The organism is Mycobacterium montefiorense, from assembly GCF_025823255.1.
In the GTDB taxonomy this organism is placed as follows: Bacteria; Actinomycetota; Actinomycetes; order Mycobacteriales; family Mycobacteriaceae; genus Mycobacterium; species Mycobacterium montefiorense.
In genome coordinates, this window is record NZ_JACKVL010000013.1 from 208133 (window position 1) to 229353 (window position 21221).

The following is a 21221-nucleotide window of genomic DNA, read 5'->3' on the forward strand; positions in this document are numbered from 1 at the left end:
ATCGTCACCCTCATGGCGCAACGGGGATCCGCGCGGTACTTCGCAGGGAAGCGCTGTCTTGTCACCGGCGCGGCCAGCGGCATCGGCCGGGCCACCGCGTTGCGGCTGGCGGCGCACGGGGCCGAGCTGTTTCTGACGGATCGCGACGCGGACGGGCTGGCGCAGACCGTGGCCGACGCCCGTGCGCTGGGGTCTCAGGTGCCGGCGCACCGGGTGCTGGATATCGCCGACTATCACGAGGTCGCGGCGTTCGCCGCCGACGTTCACGCCACGCACCCGACCATGGACGTCGTGATGAACATCGCCGGCGTATCGGCCTGGGGCACCGTCGACCGGCTGAGCCACGAGCAGTGGACCAAGATGGTCGAGATCAATCTGATGGGCCCGATCCACGTCATCGAATCGTTTGTTCCCCCAATGGTCGCGGCGCGCCGCGGTGGGCATGTGGTCAATGTGTCGTCGGCGGCCGGGCTGGTCGCGCTGCCGTGGCATGCGGCCTACAGCGCCAGCAAGTTCGGACTCCGTGGCCTGTCCGAGGTGCTGCGCTTCGACCTGGCCCGGCACCGCATCGGGGTCTCTGTCGTGGTGCCCGGGGCGGTAAAGACGCCGCTGGTCAATACCGTCGAAATCGCCGGCGTCGACCGCGAGGACCCCAAGGTCAGCCGGTGGATCGACCGCTTTAGCGGTCATGCGGTGTCACCGGAAAAGGCTGCCGAGAAGATCATGGCGGGCGTCGCGAAGAACAGATACCTGATCTACACGTCTCAAGACATTCGGGCGCTCTACGCATTCAAGCGGCTGGCGTGGTGGCCTTACAGCGTGGCGATGCGGCAGGTGAACGTCATCTTCACGCGGGCGCTTCGGCCCAGCCCGGCCCAGCTAGGCCGGCAGCACCAATTCGAGCCGGACCCCGAGTAGCCGGACCGGACGGTCGAGTTCGAACAGATCCAGGACGCCCAGCGCCGCTGCGATGATGACGTCGGGATCGGTAGTTGGCGCCGGCAGCTTGCGAATCTTGGTGCGGGTGTAGAACGTCGCCGTACGCACGGTGACCGCGACCCGGGTAACAGTGCGGGCCGATGCCACAACTTCGTCCAGCGCGCGCCTCGCCAATTGTGTGACAGCCGAGTCCATTTCGGAGCGGTCGGTGAGGTCGCGCGGGAAGGTGACGACATGGCTGCGAGAGCGCGGGACCCACGGTTCGGCGCTGACCTCCGCGTCGCCGCCGCCCTTGGCGAGCAGCAGCAGCCACAGGCCGGTGCGTGGTCCGAAGATGGACGTCAGGACCTCGGCGTCACTGTTAGCCAGCTCTCGTACCGTGGTGATATCGAGGGCCGCAAGCTTTTTTGCCGTCTTAGGGCCGACGCCCCACAGCGCGTCGACCGGCCGATCGGCCATTACGTCCATCCAGTTCGCGTCGGTGAGCGCAAACACCCCGCCCGGTTTCCCAAAGCCGGTGGCCACCTTCGCGCGCTGTTTGTTGTCGCTGATGCCGACCGAACAAGACAGTCCGGTTTCTGAAAAGACAACGGCGCGAATCTGTTCCGCGACTTCAGTGGGATCGGCATGCGTCACCGACAGGTAGGCTTCGTCCCAGCCCCACACCTCGACCGGGTGCCCCAGGTCGCGTAGCAGCCCCATCACCTGGTCGGACGCCTCGTCGTAGGCGGCCGGATCCGACGGCAAGAAGGTGGCCCCTGAGTTTGGCGGGCAGCGCCGAGCGGCGGTGCGCAACGGCATGCCCGCGTGTACCCCGAACTCACGAGCCTCGTACGACGCGCAGGTGACGACCTTTCGCGGCTCGGTGGGATCACCGCTGCCGCCCACGATGACGGGTAGCCCAGCCAGTTCGGGATGACGGCGCAGTTCGACCGAGGCCAGAAATTGATCGAGATCAACGTGCAGGACCCAACTGGATGGCGGCGCGACCATGTCGGTCAGGTCACTGTCCGCATAGCTTGCGCGCCAGACTCTCCCAGGCATCGCCCAGCATCTCAAGAGTGAGGCCGCCGTAATTCAGTTGGTGCTCAACGTAATCCACGTCTAGCAAGGCCAGCAACGCGTCGGTCTGCACATCGAGATCGCCGCTGGTGTTGGCCGCTTGCAGCAGCACCCGCACATGCGTGCGCTGCACCGCTGCGGCCCCGACGTGGCGGGTGAGCGGCTCGCCTTTGGCCGCCGACAGCAGTGCGTGATGGGTGTGGACAAAGCGCAGGCGATCGCGGCCGAATGCCTCCAGTCGATCCATCGGCGGCGCGTCGGGCCCCAGCGGCGGCGGCCCGAATAGGAAGGCCTGCTGACTGCTGCGCTCGTCCTCGTCGAGCAGCACCATCATCAGCCCGGCTCGACTGCCGAACCGGCGGAAAAGCGTGCCCTTGCCGACGCCGGCAGCCGCGGCGACGTCGTCCATCGTGACCGCTTCGGCGCCGCGTTTGGCGACCAAACGGCGGGCCGCCTGCAGCAGCAGTTCCCGGTTGCGCGCGGCGTCGCCCCGTTCCTGGGGTAGCTCGCGCGGAGCCGACACACGCAACTCGCCCAATCGCTCGACACCGCTCACCACTGCACTTTAACGCGGCTGGAATAAAACGGACTATAGTCCGCTTAACCCGTGCGAAGATATAGAACGACAACCGGAGGGAAACGAAACAGTGGCAGAGATCAAGGTCCTGGCGTTGGTGGGCAGCCTGCGCGCGGCATCGATAAATCGCAAGATCGCCGAACTGGCGGTTGATGTGGCGTCCGACGATGTCATCGTCACCGTGTTCGAAGGGCTGGCCGAGCTTCCGTTCTACAACGAGGAGATCGATGACTCGATGAACCCCGAGGCTGCTGAGCTGGCTCCGGTGGATGCACTACGCGCCGCGGCGGCTGCGGCAGACGCCGCGCTGGTGGTCACCCCCGAGTACAACGGCAGCATTCCGGCCGTCGTCAAGAACGCGATCGACTGGCTGTCTCGCCCCTTTGGCAACGGCGCGTTGAAGGACAAGCCGCTGGCGGTCGTCGGCGGGGCCTTCGGCCGATATGGCGGAGTTTGGGCGCACGACGAGACCCGCAAGTCGTTCGGCATCGCCGGTGCCCGGGTCGTCGAGGCGGTCAAATTGTCGGTGCCGTTCGGAACTTTGGAGGGCAAGGCCCCCGCCGAGCACGCCGAGTTAGTGGCCAATCTGCGCGATGCCGTCGGCAAGCTCGCGGCCGAAGTCGGCTGAATTTGGCTGCCTGAAATTGGTAGAAGCCAACAAGGCGTTCGTTGGGTGACCAGCAGCGTTCCGGAAAGTTAATAGTTAAAGCCGCCAGCTAGTGCTGGCGGCTTTGCTAGCTGCGGGCTAGCAGGACGGCGGCACCGGGGTTGTCGGTGGCCGCTGCTATACCAGTACGCATGAGCGTTCTGGACCGGGTTTGTGATCTGCGACACGCCGGGGCGTGGCTGCGCGGCAGCGCTTGCGACCAGCGAATTTCAGAATTGTTATTCAGAACATGTTGTATCTCGACATCTTGTCAGCCACTAGGTGTAGTGTTTCGGGAGCCGGCAGATCCCAGGTTCACGAAGCTCGCAAGGCCCACTGAACCTCCCGAAATCGGCTTAGCCAGGTCGTTCAGCCTGACAGCCGCAAGACGGGAATCCGGGGGCTTGACGGATCGCTGAACATAGCGGCGATGTAGTGCCCCAAGCAGTTGCCAGTCCGTAATAAAACTCCCGACCTTCCTTCCCCGCAGAGGAGCGGCTTCCATGAGCATCACCGTGTACACCAAGCCGGCATGTGTGCAGTGCAGCGCCACCCACAAGGCTCTCGACAAGCAGGGTCTTGCTTACGAGAAGGTCGACATCAGCCTGGACGCCGAGGCGCGCGACTTCGTGATGGCACTGGGTTATCTGCAGGCCCCCGTCGTGGTGGCAGGAGATGCCCACTGGTCGGGCTTCCGGCCCGATCGCATCAAGGCGCTTGCCGGAGCCGCGCTGAGCGCGTAGTGCAGTAGATGAGCAAGTAAGGAGGTTGCGGTGCCATGGACATCACGCAGCGCAACCTGGTCTATTTTTCGTCGGTGTCGGAGAACACCCACCGTTTCGTGCAGAAGCTGGGTGTCCCCGCCACCCGAATCCCACTGCGTGGCCCTATCGAGGTCGACGAACCGTACGTATTGATACTGCCCACGTATGGCGGCGGTCGGGCTACGCCGGACATCGACAACGGTGGCTACGTCCCCAAGCAAGTCATCGCCTTTTTGAACAACGAGCACAACAGGTCGTTGATCCGCGGCGTCATCGCCGCGGGCAACAACAACTTCGGTGCAGAATTCGCCTACGCGGGCAACGTGGTTTCCCGCAAATGTGGCGTGCCCTACCTCTACCGCTTTGAACTGATGGGAACCCCGGACGACGTGGAAGCCGTTCGCGTGGGCCTTATTGAATTCTGGAAGGAACAGACGTGCCACCAACCGTCGCTGCAGAGCCTATAACCGCTGGCACGCATGTGTTGCCCGAAGAGACGGACTACCACGCGCTGAACGCCATGCTGAATCTGTACGACAAGGACGGCAAGATTCAGTTCGAGAAAGACGTCCTCGCGGCGCGTCAGTACTTCCTGGAGCACGTCAACCAGAACACGGTCTTCTTCCACAATCAGGACGAGAAGATCGACTACCTGATCCGCGAGAACTATTACGAGCGTGAGGTTCTTGACCAGTACTCGCGCAACTTCGTCAAGACGCTGCTGGACCGTGCCTACGCCAAGAAGTTCCGGTTCCCGACGTTCCTGGGCGCGTTCAAGTACTACACCTCCTACACGCTCAAGACGTTCGACGGAAAGCGCTACCTGGAGCGCTTCGAGGACCGGGTCGTGATGGTGGCGCTGACCCTGGCCGCCGGCGACACGGTGCTGGCAGAGAAGCTGGTTGACGAGATCATCGAAGGGCGGTTCCAGCCGGCCACCCCGACGTTCTTGAACTCGGGCAAAAAGCAGCGCGGGGAACCGGTTAGCTGCTTCCTGCTGCGCATCGAGGACAACATGGAGTCGATCGGGCGTTCGATCAACTCCGCACTGCAGCTGTCCAAGCGCGGTGGGGGAGTTGCGTTGCTGCTGACCAACATTCGTGAGCAAGGCGCGCCGATCAAGAACATCGAGAACCAGTCGTCGGGTGTCATCCCGATCATGAAGCTGCTCGAGGATTCGTTCTCCTACGCCAATCAGCTGGGCGCGCGCCAGGGCGCTGGTGCGGTGTACCTCAACGCGCATCACCCTGACATCTACCGCTTCTTGGACACCAAGCGCGAGAACGCCGACGAGAAGATCCGGATCAAGACCCTGAGCCTGGGGGTGGTGATTCCCGACATCACCTTCGAGCTGGCCAAGAACAACGAGGACATGTATCTGTTCTCGCCCTACGACGTCGAGCGGGTCTACGGCACGGCGTTCGCCGACATCTCGGTGACCGAGAAGTACTACGAGATGGTCGATGACGCTCGCATCCGCAAGACCAAGATCAAGGCGCGGGAGTTCTTCCAGACGCTGGCCGAGCTGCAGTTCGAGTCCGGCTACCCGTACATCATGTACGAGGACACCGTGAACCGGGCTAACCCGATCGAGGGCAAGATCACCCACTCCAACCTGTGCTCGGAAATCCTGCAGGTGTCCACGCCGTCGCTGTTCAACGACGATCTGTCCTATGCCAGGGTGGGCAAGGACATTTCGTGCAACCTCGGGTCGCTGAACATCGCCAAGACGATGGACTCGCCGGACTTCGCGCAGACAATCGAGGTGTCCATCCGCGCGCTGACTGCGGTGAGCGACCAGACTCACATCACCTCGGTACCGTCAATCGAACAGGGCAACAACGACTCTCACGCGATCGGGCTCGGGCAGATGAACCTGCACGGCTACCTGGCTCGCGAGGGCATCTTCTACGGTTCCGAAGAGGGCGTTGATTTCACCAACATGTACTTCTACTCCGTGCTGTATCACGCGCTGCGGGCATCGAATCGCATTGCGATCGAACGAGGTAGGGCATTCGGTGGTTTCGAGCAGTCGAAGTACAAGTCGGGAGAGTTCTTCGACAAGTACACCGAACAGGTGTGGGAGCCCGCGACCGACAAGGTCCGTCAGCTATTCGCCGATGCCGAGATTCGCATCCCGACGCAGGACGACTGGAAGCGGTTGAAGGAGTCGGTGCAAACGCACGGCATCTACAACCAGAACCTGCAGGCAGTCCCGCCGACGGGGTCGATCTCCTACATCAACCACTCGACGAGCTCGATTCACCCGGTCGCGTCGAAGGTCGAGATCCGCAAGGAAGGCAAGATTGGGCGGGTTTACTACCCGGCGCCGTACATGACCAACGAGAACCTGGAGTACTACCAGGACGCGTACGAGATCGGCTACGAGAAGATCATCGACACCTACGCCGCGGCCACCCAGCACGTCGACCAGGGGCTGAGCCTGACGCTGTTCTTCAAGGACACCGCCACCACCCGCGACGTCAACAAGGCGCAGATTTACGCCTGGCGCAAGGGAATCAAGACGCTCTACTACATCCGGCTGCGGCAGATGGCCTTGGAAGGAACCGAAGTCGAGGGCTGCGTGTCCTGCATGCTGTAAGTCACGGCGCTGGTTCGACGGCGCGTCGCGTTGGGCAGCTCACACTCGGTCACTGCGAGTTGGCGCCCCGTGGCGCGCCGAGCGCGTTTTTCGGCCATCACCGCGCGATTCGGGTAGACCCGCGGCGGCCGTCGCTTACCAGTGGGGGTTCGGTAATCTCGGCCGGTTCTCTGCCGACTACCGGCGAGAGTTCGGCCGCTTGCCCAGCGAGGTACTGCGCGCGCCGCGCTGATGCCGCCGAGCAGCGACATTTGGCGAAACTGGGCCGGGTCGTTAGGGCATGCCGAAAAACAGATACGTACACGCATAGCAGTCTGCGCAGGTCAGCGGGTACAACGGGGTAAGGTGCGTGATTGTGGTGAGAATTTCTCGACCCCACCCGAGCGTGAAGCCGGGGGCCAAGGTCGACGCGCGAAGCGAACGTTGGCGTGAACACCGCAAGAAAGTGCGCAGCGAAATCGTCGAGGCGGCGTTTCGCGCTATCGACCGGCTGGGGCCCGAGCTCAGCGTGCGTGAGATCGCCGAAGAGGCCGGCACCGCCAAGCCGAAGATCTACCGCCACTTCCACGACAAGTCCGATCTGTTCCAGGCGATCGGTGAGCAGCTGCGCGACATGCTGTGGGCGGCGATCTTCCCGTCGATCAATTTGGCCACCGACTCGGCCCGCGAAATCGTCCGGCGCAGCGTCGACGAATACGTCACTCTCGTCGACAAGCACCCCAACGTGCTGCGTGTTTTCATCTCGGCGCGTTCCGGAGCGACCACCGAGTCGACGGTGCGCACGCTCGACGAGGGTCGTCAGATCATGTTGACCATGGCCGACATGTTCGACAACGAGCTCAGGGACATGAAGCTGGATCACGCGGCCTTCGAGCTGGCCGCACATGCGGCCTTCGGATCGGCCGCGTCATCCACCGAGTGGTGGTTGGGCGAACCCGACAGCCCGCGCCGGATGCCGCGCGACCAGTTCGTCGCCCATCTGACCACGATCATGATGGGGGTCATCGTCGGCACCGCCGAGGCGCTGGGCATCGTGGTGGACCCCGACCAGCCGATCCACAGCGCCGTGCGAAGCAATCCTGCCGCGAGCTGAGCTGCGGCGACGGCGTTGACATCGCCTCGGGCATCGATAACACTCGTCCTATCCGATACCTTGGGTACTGGGTATTTACGTTAGCTAGGCGGGGGTCTCTAATTAGCTGCGCCGGCCGACGTACGAGCTGACCGGCCGATAGAAAGACCGATCCACTGTGACCGATGCATTGACACAAGCCGAAGCAAACCCGGCTCCGGGGCCCGAGGCCCCGACGCCGGTGCACACCCGCGCGCTGATCATTGGGACCGGATTCTCCGGTCTGGGTATGGCGATCAAGCTGCAACAGCAGGGTGTGGACTTCGTCATTCTGGAGAAAGCCGACGACGTCGGCGGCACCTGGCGCGACAACAGCTACCCCGGGTGCGCCTGCGACATCCCGTCGCACCTGTACTCGTTCTCGTTTGAGCCCAAGCCGGACTGGAAGAACCCCTTCTCGTATCAGCCCGAGATCTGGGACTACCTCAAGGGAGTCACCGAGAAATACGGGCTGCGCCGCTACGTCGAGTTCAATTCACTCGTCGACCGCGGACATTGGGACGACGAAGAAAACCGCTGGCATATTTTCACCGCCGACGGCCGTGAATACATCGCCCAATTCCTGATCTCGGGCGCGGGCGCGCTGCATATCCCGTCGATCCCCGAGATCGAGGGTCGCGACGAATTCCGTGGTCCCGCTTTCCATTCCGCGCAGTGGGATCACAGTGTCGACCTCACCGGCAAGCGGGTGGCGATGATCGGCACCGGCGCCAGCGCGATCCAGATCGTGCCGGAAATCGTCGGACAGGTCGGCGAACTGCAGCTCTACCAACGCACTCCGCCGTGGGTGGTCCCCAGGTCGAATCCTGATCTCCCGATAGCGGTGCGCCGGGCCATGGCGAACGTCCCCGGGCTGCGGGCACTGGTGCGGCTGGTGATTTATTGGGGGCAGGAGGCGCTGGCCGTCGGGATGACCAAGCGGCCGAACCTGCTGAAATTCATTGAGGCGTACTGCAAATACAACATTCGCCGGGCGGTGAAGGACCGCGAGCTGCGCCGCAAGCTGATCCCGAGCTACCGCATCGGCTGCAAGCGGATCCTGAACTCCTCCACCTACTACCAAGCCGTGGCGGATCCGAAGACCGAACTGATCACCGACGGCATCAGCCGGATCACGCCCGACGGGATCGTCACCGCCGACGGCACCGAGCACCAGGCCGACGTGATCGTCTACGGCACCGGCTTCCACGTCACCGACTCCTACACCTATGTCCAGATCAAGGGACGCCACGGTGAGGACCTGGTCGACCGCTGGAATCGGGAGGGCATTGGTGCGCACCGCGGCATCACCGTGGCCGAGATGCCCAACCTGTTCTTCCTGCTCGGCCCCAACACTGGGCTGGGGCACAACTCGGTGGTGTTCATGATCGAGTCCCAGATCCGTTACGTCGCCGACGCGATCAAGACCTGCGACAAATACGGTGCCCAGGGTCTGGCACCGACCCGCGTTGCGCAGGACAAATTCAACGACGAGCTTCAGGAGATGCTGAAGGACTCGGTGTGGAGCCGCGGCGGATGCAGCAGCTGGTATCTCGATGCGCACGGTAAGAACACCGTGCTGTGGGGTGGCTACACCTGGCAGTACTGGCGGGGGACCCGGTCGATCAAACCCGATGAGTACCAATTCTTTGGAGTTCGCACCGATTCACACGGAAAGGGTTCGGCGGTGGCTGCTGGGAGCTCTACACTGGGGGACTTATGAGCGCCTATCAGACCGTCGTGGTCGGCACCGATGGCTCGGACTCGTCGCTGCGTGCGGTAGACCGCGCGGCCGCTATCGCGGCGGACCACGGCGCGAAATTGGTCGTTGCGACGGCACATCCGCCAGTCCCCGAGGAACGCGGACGCTACGCCATCCCGCCGGGGAGCGACCACGGTCAGGATTACCGGACGGTGGGCGAGGCCCCTTACTACGCGATCCTGCACAACGCCAGGGAGCGGGCGCACCAAGCCGGGGCCAAGAACGTGGAGGAGAAGGCGATCGTCGGTGCCCCCATTACCGCGCTGGTGCAACTCGCCGAGGAGGTCGACGCCGACCTGATGGTCGTCGGCAACGTCGGGCTCGCCAGCGTCGCCGGACGGCTGCTGGGATCGGTCCCCTCCGAAGTCTCCCGCAGGGCCAAGATGGACGTCCTGATCGTCCACACCGCCGGCTGAAGCATCGTTAAGAATTGTTCGGCCTCATCGAGGTCGATACGTGTCACCGCCCTTGCCGCGCAGCAGAGAAACGAAAGCCGCTGCGGCAGCGTCCACACCGGCATCGTCGTTGGTGGCGACCAGGTCCAGCAGTAGCCCGCGGGTGACGGCCAGCCCGAGCCTCGTCATCGCGGGGTCGGTCGAGCCGGGCGCTGCCGCCTCGACCGCGCTGAGCCAGCCGTTGACCGCGTCGGGAGTCATTCGGGCGAAGGGCTTTTCGCCCTGGGCGGCGCGCGCGTAACACTCGAAGAACAGGCTTTCGAGCCGGCGTAGCTCGGGCCGACGCAGGTCCGCCCACATGGCTGCGAAACCAATCGCTGGGTCCGTGGGCAGCCCACCGAGTAGGCCCATCTGCCGGCGCTCGACCTCCTCGACGACGGCCAGCAGTAGATCCTCGCGAGAGCCGAAGTGGTGCAGCAACATTCGATGGCTGGTGCCGACGGCGCCGGCCACTTCGCGCAGTGAGCGGTCGCCGATGCCGCCGTCGGCGAACTCGTCGATCAGCGCATCGAGAAGCTGTCGGCGCCGCTGCAGGTCAGGAGTGCGGACCATTGGCCCGGCGCAGCTGCTCCGAGCGGGCCTTGAGGCCCTGCGCCTCCAGCTCGAGAAAGCGCTTGGTCTTCTTGGCCATCAGCCGCCCGACGAGAGCTCCCAGGACACCGCGTTGGTCAAGTTGCTGGCGTACCAAGGTGCAGCCGCCGGGCCCGGTGGTGACATCGTGGCGCGCGGTCACGAGTACGCCGGGGGAGCGTTGCACCCAGGTCCAGGACGAGCCGGGATGGAGCTCGGTGACCTGCCAGACCAGCTTCTGCATGCCGGGCTGTTTGATCGCAAACCGTTTGCCTACAGCGAGTTCGGGTCCATCGAGCCCGACCAGTGAGGTCACCGAGGCGGTCCAGCCAGGCCAGTGCTCGACGTCGGTGAAGACATCCCATACCAGTTCCGGTGCGGCGTCGATCTCGATGCCGTCTTCGCTAAACATGTACCAAATGGTACATGAAGGATGGCGCTTTGCCTACGCCTGGGCTACGCGCACGTCGAGATGCTTGAGCGCGGCTTCGGCGCCGTTCCATCCGGGGATGCCGGTGACTCCCGGGCCGGGGTGGGTGCACTGGCCGCACAGGTAGAGGCCGTCGACCGGGGTGGCGAACTTGTCGGCCCCTTCGACGACGCGGCCGGTCCACAGTTGATTGGGCTGCAGCAGGCCGTGCGAGTAGTCACCGGCGTGCGCGCTGAAGGTGCTGCCGAAGTAGCGGTTGGAGAACACGACGCGGTTGGTGACGGAGTCGGCGAATCCGGGCGCGTACGTGTCGAAGATTTGTACGCAGGTGTCGGCGTATTGCTCTTTCCAGCTGCGATTTTCGTCGGCGTCGAGACCGGTGGGGAAGTAAGGCGTGAAGATCGTTGCGCTGTGCTTGCCTTCGGGCGCCAGCGACGAGTCGACCATGCTGGGGATGTAGAGATAGGTGGGCGGTGCGTCGGGCAGCTGGCCCTTGCGGTATTGCTCCCAGGCATCGCTGATGTATTCCGCTGACGGCGCATAGGCGACGGTCGGACACCATTGCCCGTTGTCCTGCATGTAGGGCTGTAGGCGCTCGATCCATTGCGGCGCTTGGTCGATGGTGAGATGCGCCTGGATGTATCCCAGGTTGAAGTTAATCTCCTTGATCTTGCGGATGTAGTCGGGTGGAAAGTTCTGCGCGCCGGCCAGATTCACGAAAGTGGTGAACGGGTCAAGCGACGAGAGCACGACGTCGGCGGAAATTGTTGTGCCGTCCCGCAACTGGACACCGGTGGCACGTCCGTCCTCGACCAGGATTTCCTTGACGTGCTGCTTCATCTGCACTTCGGCGCCCAACGATTCCGCGCGCCGGCACAGCGCGGTGCTCAGCGAACCGATGCCCGCGCGCGGCATGATGTATTCCACGTTGCCGCCGCCGATCAGGTAGTGATACAGCGTCGAGGCGTTCGAGCCCGGCGTCCACGGACCGCCGTCGAACGCGTCGATGGACATCGCGGCCAGCGAGCCCTGGATGCAGCGGCCCTGATCCGGCGCCAGGAAACGGCGAACGGTGTCCATCGTGCTGCCGTACCACATTTGGGCGAAGTCATGGCGAGCCTCGGGCGTGGGCTGTGACGCGATCACCTCGATGATGTCCAGCGGCGGCCCGAACGCCGAGTCGACGAAATACGGTGCGAACCGGCCGATGTGGGCGAATAGGCCGCCCAGGCTGGCCGCCACGTCGGCTCCGTGATCCTCGAACAGATGACGACCCATCCGCTCCAGGTCGTTGTACATCACGAACGGGGTATCGGCGGCGTCGCCGAACGTGCACGTCGAGGTCCACTGATCCATCAACTCGAAGCCCCACTTGGTGAGCTCCAGGCGTTCGGTCATCTCCTGGCGCCAGATCAACACGGCCCAGGCGCCGACGCTGTGCTGGTAGCCGTCGAAGAGTTCGCGGGTCGCGGCCATGCCGCCGAGGAAGTGCGCGCGCTCCAGCACAAGCACTTTCGCGCCGCCCTTGGCCAGCACATTCGCCGCTACCAGACCGTTGTGACCTGCTCCGATGACGATCGCGTCATAGTCCGCCATGCTGACTCCTCCGGTGATAATCCCTCGACAGAAGGCACAATGTCACATGTGACATATTTGCGTCAATGGTGACATTTGGTGTCTGCTAATAACGTGGAATCTCGTAGTCAGCGCACTCGGCAGGCCCTGTTGCAGGCGGCAATGAAACGCTTCGTCGCCGACGGCGTGCACCAAACCAGCGTGTCCGACATCGTGGCCGATGTCGGGGTCACCGAGCGGACCTTCTATCGGCACTTCCCGTCCAAGCACGCGGTGATCTTCGCCGACTACGACATCGGCTTCGAATGGTTCGCTCGCGCGCTGGCACTGCGACCGCACGGCGAACCCATCACCGCGTCGGTGCGAAAAGCCGTAGACGCCTTCCCTTTTGATTTCGCGATGGTTCGCGAAGCCGCCACCATCCGGTCGCGCGACCTGGACCAGGACATCATCAACACGCACATTCGACGGATGACCGATCAGGTCGCTGCCGAGATAAGCCGCTTCATCCACGGACGGTCCAAACCCACTGCCGACGGAGCCATGATCGCCGACATTGCCGCGCACAGCCTGGCGACCGCGGTGTTCGTCTCGCTGGAAGCGTGGATGAGCAAGGGCGGAGAGGACATCGACGAACTGAGCCGGCTCACCGACATCGCGCTGAGCGCGCTCGAAGACGGCCTCACGCGCACATTGCGCGACGCTGGATTGGATTGACGACCAAACAACCACCCCGAGCAAGCAGGCACAATTGATTTTGGAGGCGATGTGAGTGCTTTCGGCTCGGCCCGGCTCGCGACACGCAAACACAAGTTCTTGTGTTGCCACCGGTTGTCGTACCCCAGGGGTAGTGTTTGCAGCCTGACGTCCCTCGGGCAAAAATCGTGTGTGAAGTGGGGTTCTGGTGACTGAAAACATGAAGCTGATCGATCGCGCCTCGGCGATCAACTGGAACCGGGTGCAAGACGAGAAGGACGCCGAGGTCTGGGACCGGCTGACCGGAAACTTCTGGCTACCCGAGAAGGTGCCAGTCTCCAATGACCTCCCGTCCTGGGCAACGCTGACCGCCAACGAGAAGCAGCTCACGATGCGCGTCTTCACCGGTCTGACGTTGCTGGACACCATCCAGGGCACCGTCGGTGCGGTCAGCCTGATTCCCGATTCGCTGACGCCGCACGAGCAGGCCGTCTACACCAACATCGCGTTCATGGAGTCGGTGCACGCCAAGAGCTACAGCTCGATCTTCTCCACGCTGTGCTCGACGGCCGAGATCGACGACGCGTTCCGCTGGTCGGAGGAGAACCCCAACCTGCAGCGCAAGGCCGAGATCGTCATGCAGTACTACCGGGGCGACGAGCCGCTCAAGCGCAAGGTCGCCTCCACGCTGCTGGAAAGCTTCCTGTTCTACTCCGGCTTCTACCTGCCCATGTACTGGTCGAGCCGGGCCAAGCTGACCAACACCGCAGACATGATCCGGCTGATCATCCGCGACGAGGCCGTGCACGGTTACTACATCGGCTACAAGTTCCAGCGTGGCCTGGCGATGGTCGATGAGGCCAAGCGCGCCGAGCTCAAGGACTACACCTACGAGCTGCTGTTCGAGCTCTACGACAACGAGGTGGAGTACACCCAGGACCTCTACGACGAGGTTGGGCTGACCGAGGACGTCAAGAAGTTCTTGCGCTACAACGCAAACAAGGCGCTGATGAACCTCGGATACGAGGCGTTGTTCCCGCGTGACGAGACCGATGTGAACCCGGCGATCCTGTCGGCCCTGTCGCCCAACGCCGACGAGAACCACGACTTCTTCTCCGGCTCGGGCTCGTCGTACGTGATCGGCAAGGCCGTCGTCACCGAAGACGAGGACTGGGACTTCTAACGCCGTAGCGAACGGCCTGGAATCTGGTTTCCTGCAGGCGGATTGGCGTTGCCCGTGCGCTGCTCGGGCAGGATGGGCGAGATGAGCAGTGAGAACCCGGTGGGCGCGGCGGACTTTCGTCGCGCACTGGCGCTAATTCAGCACGGTGAACGCGGTGACGAAGCGGGTATGCGCGTCATCGTCGACGACGAAGTGATTCCCGCTGACCGGTTGCCACAGCTGATCCGCGCCACCGTGTCGATTTTCTGGCAATTGGTCGCTCAGCTCTGCGAACCGAACGAGATCGCCGAGATCGGCGAGACGCTGACCATGGCAGCTGCCGCTGACGACGTCGAACTCGACCGCGACAACCGGCTGGTGGCCCGCATCGCGATGGCGCAGCATTCTCAAGATCTCAACGCCGAGTACGAGGTGGTCCGCGACGCGGACACGGCGCCCGACGGACTGGTGTGCCTCGCGCTCACCGCCGCCGGTGTCGTCTCCGCGATGCTGCCCCAGCTACGCACCGAGGTGGGACGCCAGCTGCTCAACAACTTGGCGATGCAAGCCCTACGCGACGAGAACGGCTGACGGGAGGCGTCAGCTGATGCCGCACACGCCCATGCCGTCCGGGCAGTCGATTGTGCACCCCGACGTGGTGGCGGCGGCGAAGGCGAGAACCAGGGCGACGATGAGTTTGCTCGTGAGACCAGACATGACCACTCCGTTCTTCCGGGCGCAGCCCGGGCCCCCTTATCGGCTCGCTGATCGTAATTCGCGTCCGCGGCGAACAGAGCGGATTTCTAGAGGATGACCCGCTGCACTCTTCGATCGATGCGGCGCAGCGATTCCAAGCAGCAGATGTTCGGGTCGTGAACGGCATGTGAATTGTCGCCGTGGCGTGCCGCCATGGCAGCGTCCCTACCGCGAGACTGGGTGGGTGTCTGAAACTCACAAGCACGCGAAATTTCTCAAGTCGGTGATCCGCTGGCTGGACGTCGGCTACCCCCAAGGCGTCCCGGGCCCGGACCAGGTGGCGTTATTTGCCCTGCTGCGGAGCACACCGCTGACCCCCGAGCAGCTCGAAGAGGTGGCTCACAAGATCGCGGTGAAGGAATCGCAGCCAGGAGCCGACGGCGTAGTCAGCCGCGAGGAGATTGCCGACTTCATCACCCAGACCACCAACCGCGACGCCGGGCGGGAGAACATTCAGCGCGTGGCCGCGACACTGGCCGCCGCCGGCTGGCCGCTGGCCGGCATCGACGTCAGCGAGGTGATTCCCGGTGACGAGCACGGCGAGGCGGCCGAAGAGATCGCCTGGCGCCGTGACGATCTCGCCGAGGGCGTCTCACAGGGTTGAGATGTCGATCACGAAGCGGTAGCGCACGTCGCTGGCGAGCACCCGCTCGTAGGCCTCGTTGACGTAATCCGCTTCGATGACTTCGATTTCGGGGGTCACGTCGTGTTCGGCGCAGAAGTCGAGCATCTCCTGGGTTTCCGCGATGCCGCCGATGTTCGACCCGGACAGGCTGCGGCGCGCCAGCGCCAGCGGGAACGCTCCCACCTCCATCGGGTGCTCGGGGATGCCCAATTCGACGAGCGTGCCGTCCACGTCGAGCAGGTTCACGTAGTCGTTGAGGGGCAGGTTCGCCGAGACGGTGTTCAGGATCAGGTCGAAGCTGCTGCGCAGCGTGCGGAAGGTCTCGCGGTCGGAGGTCGCGTAGTAGTTGCTGGCTCCCAGCCGCAGCCCGTCCTCCATCTTCTTCAGTGACTGCGACAGCACGCTGACCTCGGCGCCCAACGCCTTGCCCAGCTTGACGCCCATGTGGCCCAATCCACCCAGGCCGATGATGGCCAGGCGGGTGTCCTTGCCGGCTTTCCAGTGGCGCAGCGGCGAGTAGAGCGTGACGCCCGCACACAGCAGCGGTGCCGCTTTGTCCAGCGGCAGCGAGTCGGGGATGCGCAGGACGAAGTTCTCGTTGACGACGATGGCCTGGCTGTAGCCGCCCAGGGTCGGGGTGCCGTCCTTGTCGACGGAGTTGTAGGTGAAGGTCGCGCCCTGCTTGCAGTACTGCTCAACCCCGGCCTTACAGCTGCTGCACTGACCGCAGGAGTTCACCATGCAGCCGACGCCGACGTGCTGGCCCACCTTGTGTCTGGTCACCTCGGAGCCGACGGCGCTCACCACGCCGGCGATCTCGTGGCCGACGACTACGGGGTAGTTCGGCACGCCCCATTCGGATTTGGCGGTGTGGATATCGGAGTGGCAGATACCGGCGAACTTGATGTCGATCGCCACGTCGTGCGGGCCAGGCTCCCGGCGGGTGATCGTCGTCTTGGTCAACGGTTCCGTCGCCGAAGTGGCGGCGTACGCGAAAACAGTGCTCATGGCAATTCCTCTTCGGTTCGAGTGCGTCCTGAAATAGCTTAGCTAAGGTAAAGGTTTCAAGCCAATCGTGCCCGAATCCGAATATCAGCCTATGACGATTTGTGCGTACCGGACCTGCGGCGCTAATTGGCTAATTGATCGCGGCGTTGACCAGGCGCAGGTCATCGACGATGCCGCGGGCGGCGATCACACCCTCACCGGTCTGCCATACCTCGTCGTTGACGATGTAAACGCGATTGTCCCGGTTGGCGGAGAGCTTGCGCCATCCGGCGCTGTCCAGGATCACCGCAGCGCGGTCGGCGGCGGCACGGGTGGCGCACGACATGTAGATGACGTCGGCCTCGGCCGCCGAGAAATCCGGTGTCTTCGCCAGATCGGCGTCGGTGGCGCCGATCTCGATGTACGGCTTGTCGGTGAACCGCTGGGAAGCCGGCCGGTCCACCCCGACCGCACTGAGCACAGCGGCAGGGAAGTTGTTGGCGCCGTAGATCCGCAGGCTGTTGACGGTCAGCTGGACAACCGACGCCTGGAAGTGGGCGGCGTCGTGGCTGGCCCCGATCTGGTTGGCCCGTTGGGTGAAGCTACCGATCAACCCGTCGGCGGCGCCGCTGCGCGCTGTCGCGGCGCCGACGACACGCAGGTTGTCCTCCCACGCGGCGCCGGGTGCGCCGGTGAACACCGTCGGGGCGATCGCCGCCAGCTTCGGATACATCCGCGGCGTCAGCGCCACCGAGCCCAGGATCAGATCCGGGTGCAATGCGGCAATCCCGTGCAAGTCGGGATTGTTCCGGGGACCGACGCCCGGCAGCGCGTGCACGGCGTCGCCCAGATAGGACGGCTGACTTGACGAGTCGTCCGGCAGTGCCGCGGCGACCACTCGCGATTGCAGGCCAAGCGCGCACAGAGCGTCGAGCTGATCACCGGAGAGCACCACGATGCGTTGCGCCTCCGCGGGCACCTGGACCGAGTCCGGCGTGAGTCCCGCGGCGTTGTGGGCCTGGTGGGTCGACCCCGAATCGGCCGGCGCCGCGTCGCGCGCACACGACTCGTCGGGCTTGCGGTCGTTGCCCAGCACCCCGGCGCCTGCGATTTGCGTGGTGGGCGTCACCAGGGGCCGAGTCGAGGGCCCCTTGGAACCGGACTGCCCGGACCCGCAACCGCTGCATGTCAGCACGGCGGCTGCCGCGATCGCGGCGACGGCCACCAGTCGTCGGTTGATGGGTCCTTCGATGGGGCTCAGGGTGGGTCGCCTACCGCCGGATTGCACGCGTTCGACGCTAACATCTGGCCAGCTTGGAACCGGTCTGCCGACCCGGCCGCCCGCCTGTGACGAACCAAATACGACAGTTTGTAGGACCAGCACTCCCCGCGGCCAGATCGGGGGCTAAGATTTGGGGGAACCCTGTCTGGGATGGATGTTTGGAGGAGCTGTTGACAGCCGAAGCGCCCCCGTTGGGAGAACTCGAGGCCGTTCGGCCGTACCCGGCCCGCACCGGTCCCAAAGGGAACCTGATCTACAAACTGATCACGACTACCGATCACAAGCTGATCGGCATCATGTACTGCGTCACCTGTTTCATCTTCTTCTTCATTGGTGGCCTGCTGGCGCTGTTGATGCGCACCGAGCTGGCCGCGCCAGGTCTGCAGTTCTTGTCGAATGAACAGTTCAACCAGCTGTTCACCATGCACGGCACGATCATGCTGCTGTTCTATGCCACCCCGATCGTGTTCGGTTTCGCGAACCTGGTGCTGCCGCTGCAGATTGGCGCGCCCGATGTGGCATTCCCGCGGCTGAACGCCTTCTCGTTCTGGCTGTTTCTGTTCGGCGCCACGATGGGTATGGCCGGTTTCATCACGCCGGGCGGCGCGGCCGACTTCGGCTGGACCGCCTACACGCCGTTGACCGACGCGATCCACTCACCCGGCGCCGGCGGCGACCTGTGGATCATGGGACTGATCGTCGCGGGTCTGGGCACCATCCTGGGTGCGGTCAACATGATCACCACCGTGGTCTGCATGCGCGCACCCGGGATGACGATGTTCCGGATGCCGATCTTCACCTGGAACATCCTGGTGACCTCGATCCTGGTGCTGATCGTCTTCCCGTTGCTGACCGCAGCGCTGTTCGGCCTGGCCGCCGACCGCCACCTGGGCGCCCACATCTATGACTCGGCCAACGGCGGAGTTCTGTTGTGGCAGCACCTGTTCTGGTTCTTCGGCCACCCCGAGGTGTACATCATCGCGCTGCCGTTCTTCGGCATCGTCTCGGAGATCTTCCCGGTCTTTTCCCGCAAGCCGATCTTCGGTTACACCACGCTGGTGTACGCGACGCTATCGATTGCCGCGCTGTCGGTCGCGGTGTGGGCGCACCACATGTTCGCCACCGGAGCCGTTCTGCTGCCGTTCTTTTCGTTCATGACGTATCTGATCGCGGTGCCGACCGGGATCAAGTTCTTCAACTGGGTTGGCACAATGTGGAAGGGGCAGTTGACCTTTGAGACGCCGATGCTGTTCTCGATCGGCTTCGTGGTCACCTTCTTGCTCGGTGGACTGACCGGTGTGCTGCTGGCCAGCCCGCCGCTGGACTTCCACGTCACCGACAGCTACTTCGTGGTCGCGCACTTCCACTACGTGCTGTTCGGCACCATCGTGTTCTCCACCTTCGCCGGGATCTACTTCTGGTTCCCGAAGATGACCGGCCGGCTGCTCGACGAGCGACTGGGCAAGCTGCACTTCTGGCTGACCTTCATCGGTTTCCACACCACGTTCCTGGTGCAGCACTGGCTGGGCGACGAGGGTATGCCGCGCCGCTACGCCGACTACCTGCCTACCGACGGCTTCCAGGGCCTCAACATCGTGTCGACGGTCGGGGCCTTCATCCTGGGCGCCTCGATGTTCCCGTTCGTCTGGAACGTCTTCAAGAGCTGGCGCTACGGCGAAGTGGTCACCGTCGACGACCCCTGGGGTTATAGCAACTCGCTGGAGTGGGCAACCAGTTGCCCGCCGCCGCGGCACAACTTCACCGAGCTGCCCCGAATCCGTTCGGAGCGACCGGCTTTCGAGCTGCACTACCCGCACATGGTTGAGCGCATGCGCGCCGAGTCGCACGTCGGCCGTAGCCATGGCAAAGAGGGCAACGACGTGACGCGGCTCGACGACGTCGACGTCCGCAGCTAATGGCCTTTTCCGGCCGCAGTCGCGAGTGAACGCACCACCCAAGGTGTCGGTGCTGATCACCGTCACCGGCGTGGATCAACCGGGTGTGACGTCGGCGCTCTTTGACGCGCTGTCCGGGCACGGAATCGACCTGCTCAACGTCGAGCAGGTGGTCATCCGAGGCCGGCTGACGCTGGGCGTGCTGTTGTGCTGTCCACCGGAGGTCGCCGACTCCATCGTGCTGGGCGACGATGTCGCCGACGCCATCCATGCCGTCGGCCTCGAGGTCACGATCGAGCGCAGCGAGGCCGTGCCGATCATCCGCGACCCCTCTACCCACACCATCTTCGTGCTGGGCCGGCCGATCACCGCCGGGGCATTCGGCGCGGTGGCCCGGGAAGTGGCGGCGCTTGGCGTCAACATCGATTTGATCCGCGGTGTCTCCGACTATCCGGTGACCGGTCTGGAGTTGCGGGTTTCGGTGCCGCCCGGAGCCGACGGGGAGCTGCGGACCGCGCTGAACAAGGTGTCCTCCAACGAGGGTGTCGACGTGGCGGTCGAGGACTACAGCCTGGAAAGGCGAGCCAAGCGGCTCATCGTGTTCGACGTCGACTCGACGCTGGTTCAGGGCGAGGTCATCGAGATGCTGGCGGCCAAGGCCGGTGCCGAGGGCAAGGTCGCCGCGATCACCGAGGCCGCGATGCGCGGCGAGCTGGATTTCGCGGAGTCGCTCGAGCAGCGGGTCGCGACGCTGGCGGGCCTGCCCGCCACAGTGATCGACGAGGTCGCCAGCCAGCTGGAGTTGATGGCCGGCGCCAGGACCACGCTGCGGACACTGCGCCGCCTGGGCTATCACTGCGGCGTGGTCTCCGGCGGATTCCGGCGGATCATCGAACCGCTGGCCGAGGAGCTGATGCTGGACTTCGTCGCCGCCAACGAGCTCGAGGTCGTCGACGGCAAACTCACCGGCCGGGTGGTCGGCCCGATTATCGACCGGCCGGGTAAAGCCAAGGCGCTGCGCGACTTCGCGCAGCAGGCCGGCGTACCGATGGCGCAGACCGTCGCCGTCGGAGACGGCGCCAACGACATCGACATGCTGGCCGCGGCCGGGCTGGGAGTGGCGTTCAACGCCAAACCGGCGCTGCGTGCGGTCGCCGACGCGTCGCTGAGCAGCCCCTACCTGGACACGGTGTTGTTTCTGCTCGGCGTGACCCGCGGCGAGATCGAGGCCGCCGATGCCGTCGACGGCGAAGTGCGCCGCGTCGAGATTCCGCCCGCGTAGATGAGCTCTGAGCCGACCCGGCAGCCGTCGCACTCTCGCGGTA

Annotated in this window: 22 protein-coding genes; 15 read left to right on the forward strand and 7 right to left on the reverse strand. The window is 64.1% G+C overall.

Annotated elements, in window-relative coordinates:
- Nucleotides 1-12 precede the first annotated feature (12 nt).
- A complete protein-coding gene (locus H7K34_RS14395) occupies nt 13-918 on the forward strand; it encodes an SDR family oxidoreductase (RefSeq protein WP_264062677.1) in 906 nt (301 codons plus the stop codon).
- Here H7K34_RS14395 and H7K34_RS14400 read toward each other — a convergent pair.
- Both H7K34_RS14400 and H7K34_RS14405 read right to left on the reverse strand, forming a co-directional pair.
- Entirely contained in the window at nt 880-1932 is a 1053-nt protein-coding gene (locus H7K34_RS14400) for a DNA polymerase IV (protein WP_264063544.1), read from the reverse strand. The two genes, H7K34_RS14395 and H7K34_RS14400, sit on opposite strands and share 39 nt — an antisense overlap.
- 10 nt (nt 1933-1942) lie before the next feature.
- On the reverse strand, nt 1943-2557 hold the full coding sequence (locus H7K34_RS14405) for a TetR/AcrR family transcriptional regulator (RefSeq protein ID WP_264062679.1): 615 nt from the start codon (nt 2555-2557) through the stop codon (nt 1943-1945).
- A 91-nt stretch (nt 2558-2648) separates the two neighbouring features.
- Between H7K34_RS14405 and H7K34_RS14410 the strand changes: the two genes are divergently transcribed.
- The 8 genes from H7K34_RS14410 to H7K34_RS14445 all read left to right on the forward strand — a co-directional run bounded on the left by H7K34_RS14410 (nt 2649) and on the right by H7K34_RS14445 (nt 9879).
- Nucleotides 2649-3206, forward strand: a complete 558-nt coding sequence (locus tag H7K34_RS14410) for an NAD(P)H-dependent oxidoreductase (protein ID WP_372510772.1) — start codon at nt 2649-2651, stop codon at nt 3204-3206.
- Nucleotides 3207-3727: 521 nt separating this feature from the next.
- Nucleotides 3728-3967 carry a redoxin NrdH gene (locus tag H7K34_RS14415; protein WP_264062680.1) on the forward strand — a complete coding sequence of 80 codons (240 nt, stop codon included), beginning with the start codon at nt 3728-3730 and terminating at the stop codon, nt 3965-3967.
- Nucleotides 3968-4002: 35 nt separating this feature from the next.
- On the forward strand, nt 4003-4455 hold the full coding sequence (nrdI, locus tag H7K34_RS14420; RefSeq protein ID WP_264062681.1) for a class Ib ribonucleoside-diphosphate reductase assembly flavoprotein NrdI: 453 nt from the start codon (nt 4003-4005) through the stop codon (nt 4453-4455).
- The gene (nrdE, locus tag H7K34_RS14425) at nt 4425-6590 is read left to right on the forward strand and encodes a class 1b ribonucleoside-diphosphate reductase subunit alpha (protein WP_264062684.1); all 2166 of its coding nucleotides are present in this window, start codon (nt 4425-4427) and stop codon (nt 6588-6590) included. The genes nrdI and nrdE overlap by 31 nt, the downstream gene beginning before the upstream one ends.
- A 52-nt stretch (nt 6591-6642) precedes the next feature.
- Nucleotides 6643-6822, forward strand: coding sequence for a helix-turn-helix domain-containing protein (locus tag H7K34_RS14430; RefSeq protein WP_264063546.1), 180 nt, complete (start codon nt 6643-6645; stop codon nt 6820-6822).
- Nucleotides 6823-6945: 123 nt separating this feature from the next.
- On the forward strand, nt 6946-7683 hold the full coding sequence (locus tag H7K34_RS14435) for a TetR/AcrR family transcriptional regulator (protein ID WP_264062685.1): 738 nt from the start codon (nt 6946-6948) through the stop codon (nt 7681-7683).
- 169 nt (nt 7684-7852) lie between these two features.
- Nucleotides 7853-9424 (forward strand): flavin-containing monooxygenase, encoded by a 1572-nt coding sequence (locus tag H7K34_RS14440; protein WP_264063548.1) that lies wholly within the window; start codon nt 7853-7855, stop codon nt 9422-9424.
- Nucleotides 9421-9879 (forward strand): universal stress protein, encoded by a 459-nt coding sequence (locus H7K34_RS14445; RefSeq protein ID WP_264062686.1) that lies wholly within the window; start codon nt 9421-9423, stop codon nt 9877-9879. The genes H7K34_RS14440 and H7K34_RS14445 overlap by 4 nt, the downstream gene beginning before the upstream one ends.
- 24 nt (nt 9880-9903) lie before the next feature.
- Here H7K34_RS14445 and H7K34_RS14450 read toward each other — a convergent pair whose 3' ends face one another.
- Genes H7K34_RS14450 through H7K34_RS14460 form a run of 3 tightly spaced genes read right to left on the reverse strand, consistent with a single transcriptional unit; the run spans nt 9904 to nt 12514 of the window.
- Entirely contained in the window at nt 9904-10470 is a 567-nt protein-coding gene (locus H7K34_RS14450; protein ID WP_264062687.1) for a TetR/AcrR family transcriptional regulator, read from the reverse strand.
- Nucleotides 10454-10900, reverse strand: coding sequence for an SRPBCC family protein (locus tag H7K34_RS14455; protein ID WP_264062688.1), 447 nt, complete (start codon nt 10898-10900; stop codon nt 10454-10456). Before H7K34_RS14455 ends, H7K34_RS14450 begins: the two co-directional genes overlap by 17 nt.
- 33 nt (nt 10901-10933) lie before the next feature.
- Nucleotides 10934-12514, reverse strand: a complete 1581-nt coding sequence (locus H7K34_RS14460) for a phytoene desaturase family protein (RefSeq protein ID WP_264062689.1) — start codon at nt 12512-12514, stop codon at nt 10934-10936.
- 93 nt (nt 12515-12607) lie between these two features.
- Between H7K34_RS14460 and H7K34_RS14465 the strand changes: the two genes are divergently transcribed.
- The 4 genes from H7K34_RS14465 to H7K34_RS14480 all read left to right on the forward strand — a co-directional run bounded on the left by H7K34_RS14465 (nt 12608) and on the right by H7K34_RS14480 (nt 15711).
- Entirely contained in the window at nt 12608-13210 is a 603-nt protein-coding gene (locus H7K34_RS14465; RefSeq protein ID WP_264062690.1) for a TetR/AcrR family transcriptional regulator, read from the forward strand.
- A gap of 187 nt (nt 13211-13397) precedes the next feature.
- Complete coding sequence (gene nrdF / locus H7K34_RS14470) at nt 13398-14372, forward strand: class 1b ribonucleoside-diphosphate reductase subunit beta (protein WP_264062691.1); 975 nt, start codon at nt 13398-13400, stop codon at nt 14370-14372.
- An 81-nt stretch (nt 14373-14453) separates the two neighbouring features.
- The gene (locus H7K34_RS14475; protein ID WP_264062692.1) at nt 14454-14942 is read left to right on the forward strand and encodes a hypothetical protein; all 489 of its coding nucleotides are present in this window, start codon (nt 14454-14456) and stop codon (nt 14940-14942) included.
- A 349-nt stretch (nt 14943-15291) separates the two neighbouring features.
- Nucleotides 15292-15711 (forward strand): DUF3349 domain-containing protein, encoded by a 420-nt coding sequence (locus H7K34_RS14480; RefSeq protein WP_108920718.1) that lies wholly within the window; start codon nt 15292-15294, stop codon nt 15709-15711.
- On the opposite strand, the gene H7K34_RS14485 is transcribed toward H7K34_RS14480, so the two are convergent.
- On the reverse strand, nt 15700-16740 hold the full coding sequence (locus tag H7K34_RS14485) for an NAD(P)-dependent alcohol dehydrogenase (protein WP_264062693.1): 1041 nt from the start codon (nt 16738-16740) through the stop codon (nt 15700-15702). The two genes, H7K34_RS14480 and H7K34_RS14485, sit on opposite strands and share 12 nt — an antisense overlap.
- Before the next feature lie 130 nt (nt 16741-16870).
- Complete coding sequence (locus H7K34_RS14490; RefSeq protein WP_372510796.1) at nt 16871-17959, reverse strand: iron-siderophore ABC transporter substrate-binding protein; 1089 nt, start codon at nt 17957-17959, stop codon at nt 16871-16873.
- 212 nt (nt 17960-18171) lie between these two features.
- On the opposite strand from H7K34_RS14490, the gene ctaD reads away from it, so the two are divergent.
- Entirely contained in the window at nt 18172-19917 is a 1746-nt protein-coding gene (gene ctaD / locus H7K34_RS14495) for an aa3-type cytochrome oxidase subunit I (protein WP_264062694.1), read from the forward strand.
- A 25-nt stretch (nt 19918-19942) separates the two neighbouring features.
- Nucleotides 19943-21178, forward strand: a complete 1236-nt coding sequence (gene serB, locus H7K34_RS14500; RefSeq protein WP_264062695.1) for a phosphoserine phosphatase SerB — start codon at nt 19943-19945, stop codon at nt 21176-21178.
- The last annotated feature ends 43 nt before the right edge of the window (nt 21179-21221 follow it).

What these genes read in the sequence shown, in the direction of transcription:
- H7K34_RS14455 (WP_264062688.1), bottom strand. Translation starts at nt 10,900, where the DNA reads ATGTTTAGCGAAGACGGCATCGAGATCGACGCCGCACCGGAACTGGTA.
- H7K34_RS14415 (WP_264062680.1), top strand. Translation starts at nt 3,728, where the DNA reads ATGAGCATCACCGTGTACACCAAGCCGGCATGTGTGCAGTGCAGCGCC.
- H7K34_RS14400 (WP_264063544.1), bottom strand. Translation starts at nt 1,932, where the DNA reads ATGGTCGCGCCGCCATCCAGTTGGGTCCTGCACGTTGATCTCGATCAA.
- H7K34_RS14445 (WP_264062686.1), top strand. Translation starts at nt 9,421, where the DNA reads ATGAGCGCCTATCAGACCGTCGTGGTCGGCACCGATGGCTCGGACTCG.
- H7K34_RS14450 (WP_264062687.1), bottom strand. Translation starts at nt 10,470, where the DNA reads ATGGTCCGCACTCCTGACCTGCAGCGGCGCCGACAGCTTCTCGATGCG.
- nrdI (WP_264062681.1), top strand. Translation starts at nt 4,003, where the DNA reads ATGGACATCACGCAGCGCAACCTGGTCTATTTTTCGTCGGTGTCGGAG.
- H7K34_RS14475 (WP_264062692.1), top strand. Translation starts at nt 14,454, where the DNA reads ATGAGCAGTGAGAACCCGGTGGGCGCGGCGGACTTTCGTCGCGCACTG.
- H7K34_RS14485 (WP_264062693.1), bottom strand. Translation starts at nt 16,740, where the DNA reads ATGAGCACTGTTTTCGCGTACGCCGCCACTTCGGCGACGGAACCGTTG.
- H7K34_RS14395 (WP_264062677.1), top strand. Translation starts at nt 13, where the DNA reads ATGGCGCAACGGGGATCCGCGCGGTACTTCGCAGGGAAGCGCTGTCTT.
- H7K34_RS14460 (WP_264062689.1), bottom strand. Translation starts at nt 12,514, where the DNA reads ATGGCGGACTATGACGCGATCGTCATCGGAGCAGGTCACAACGGTCTG.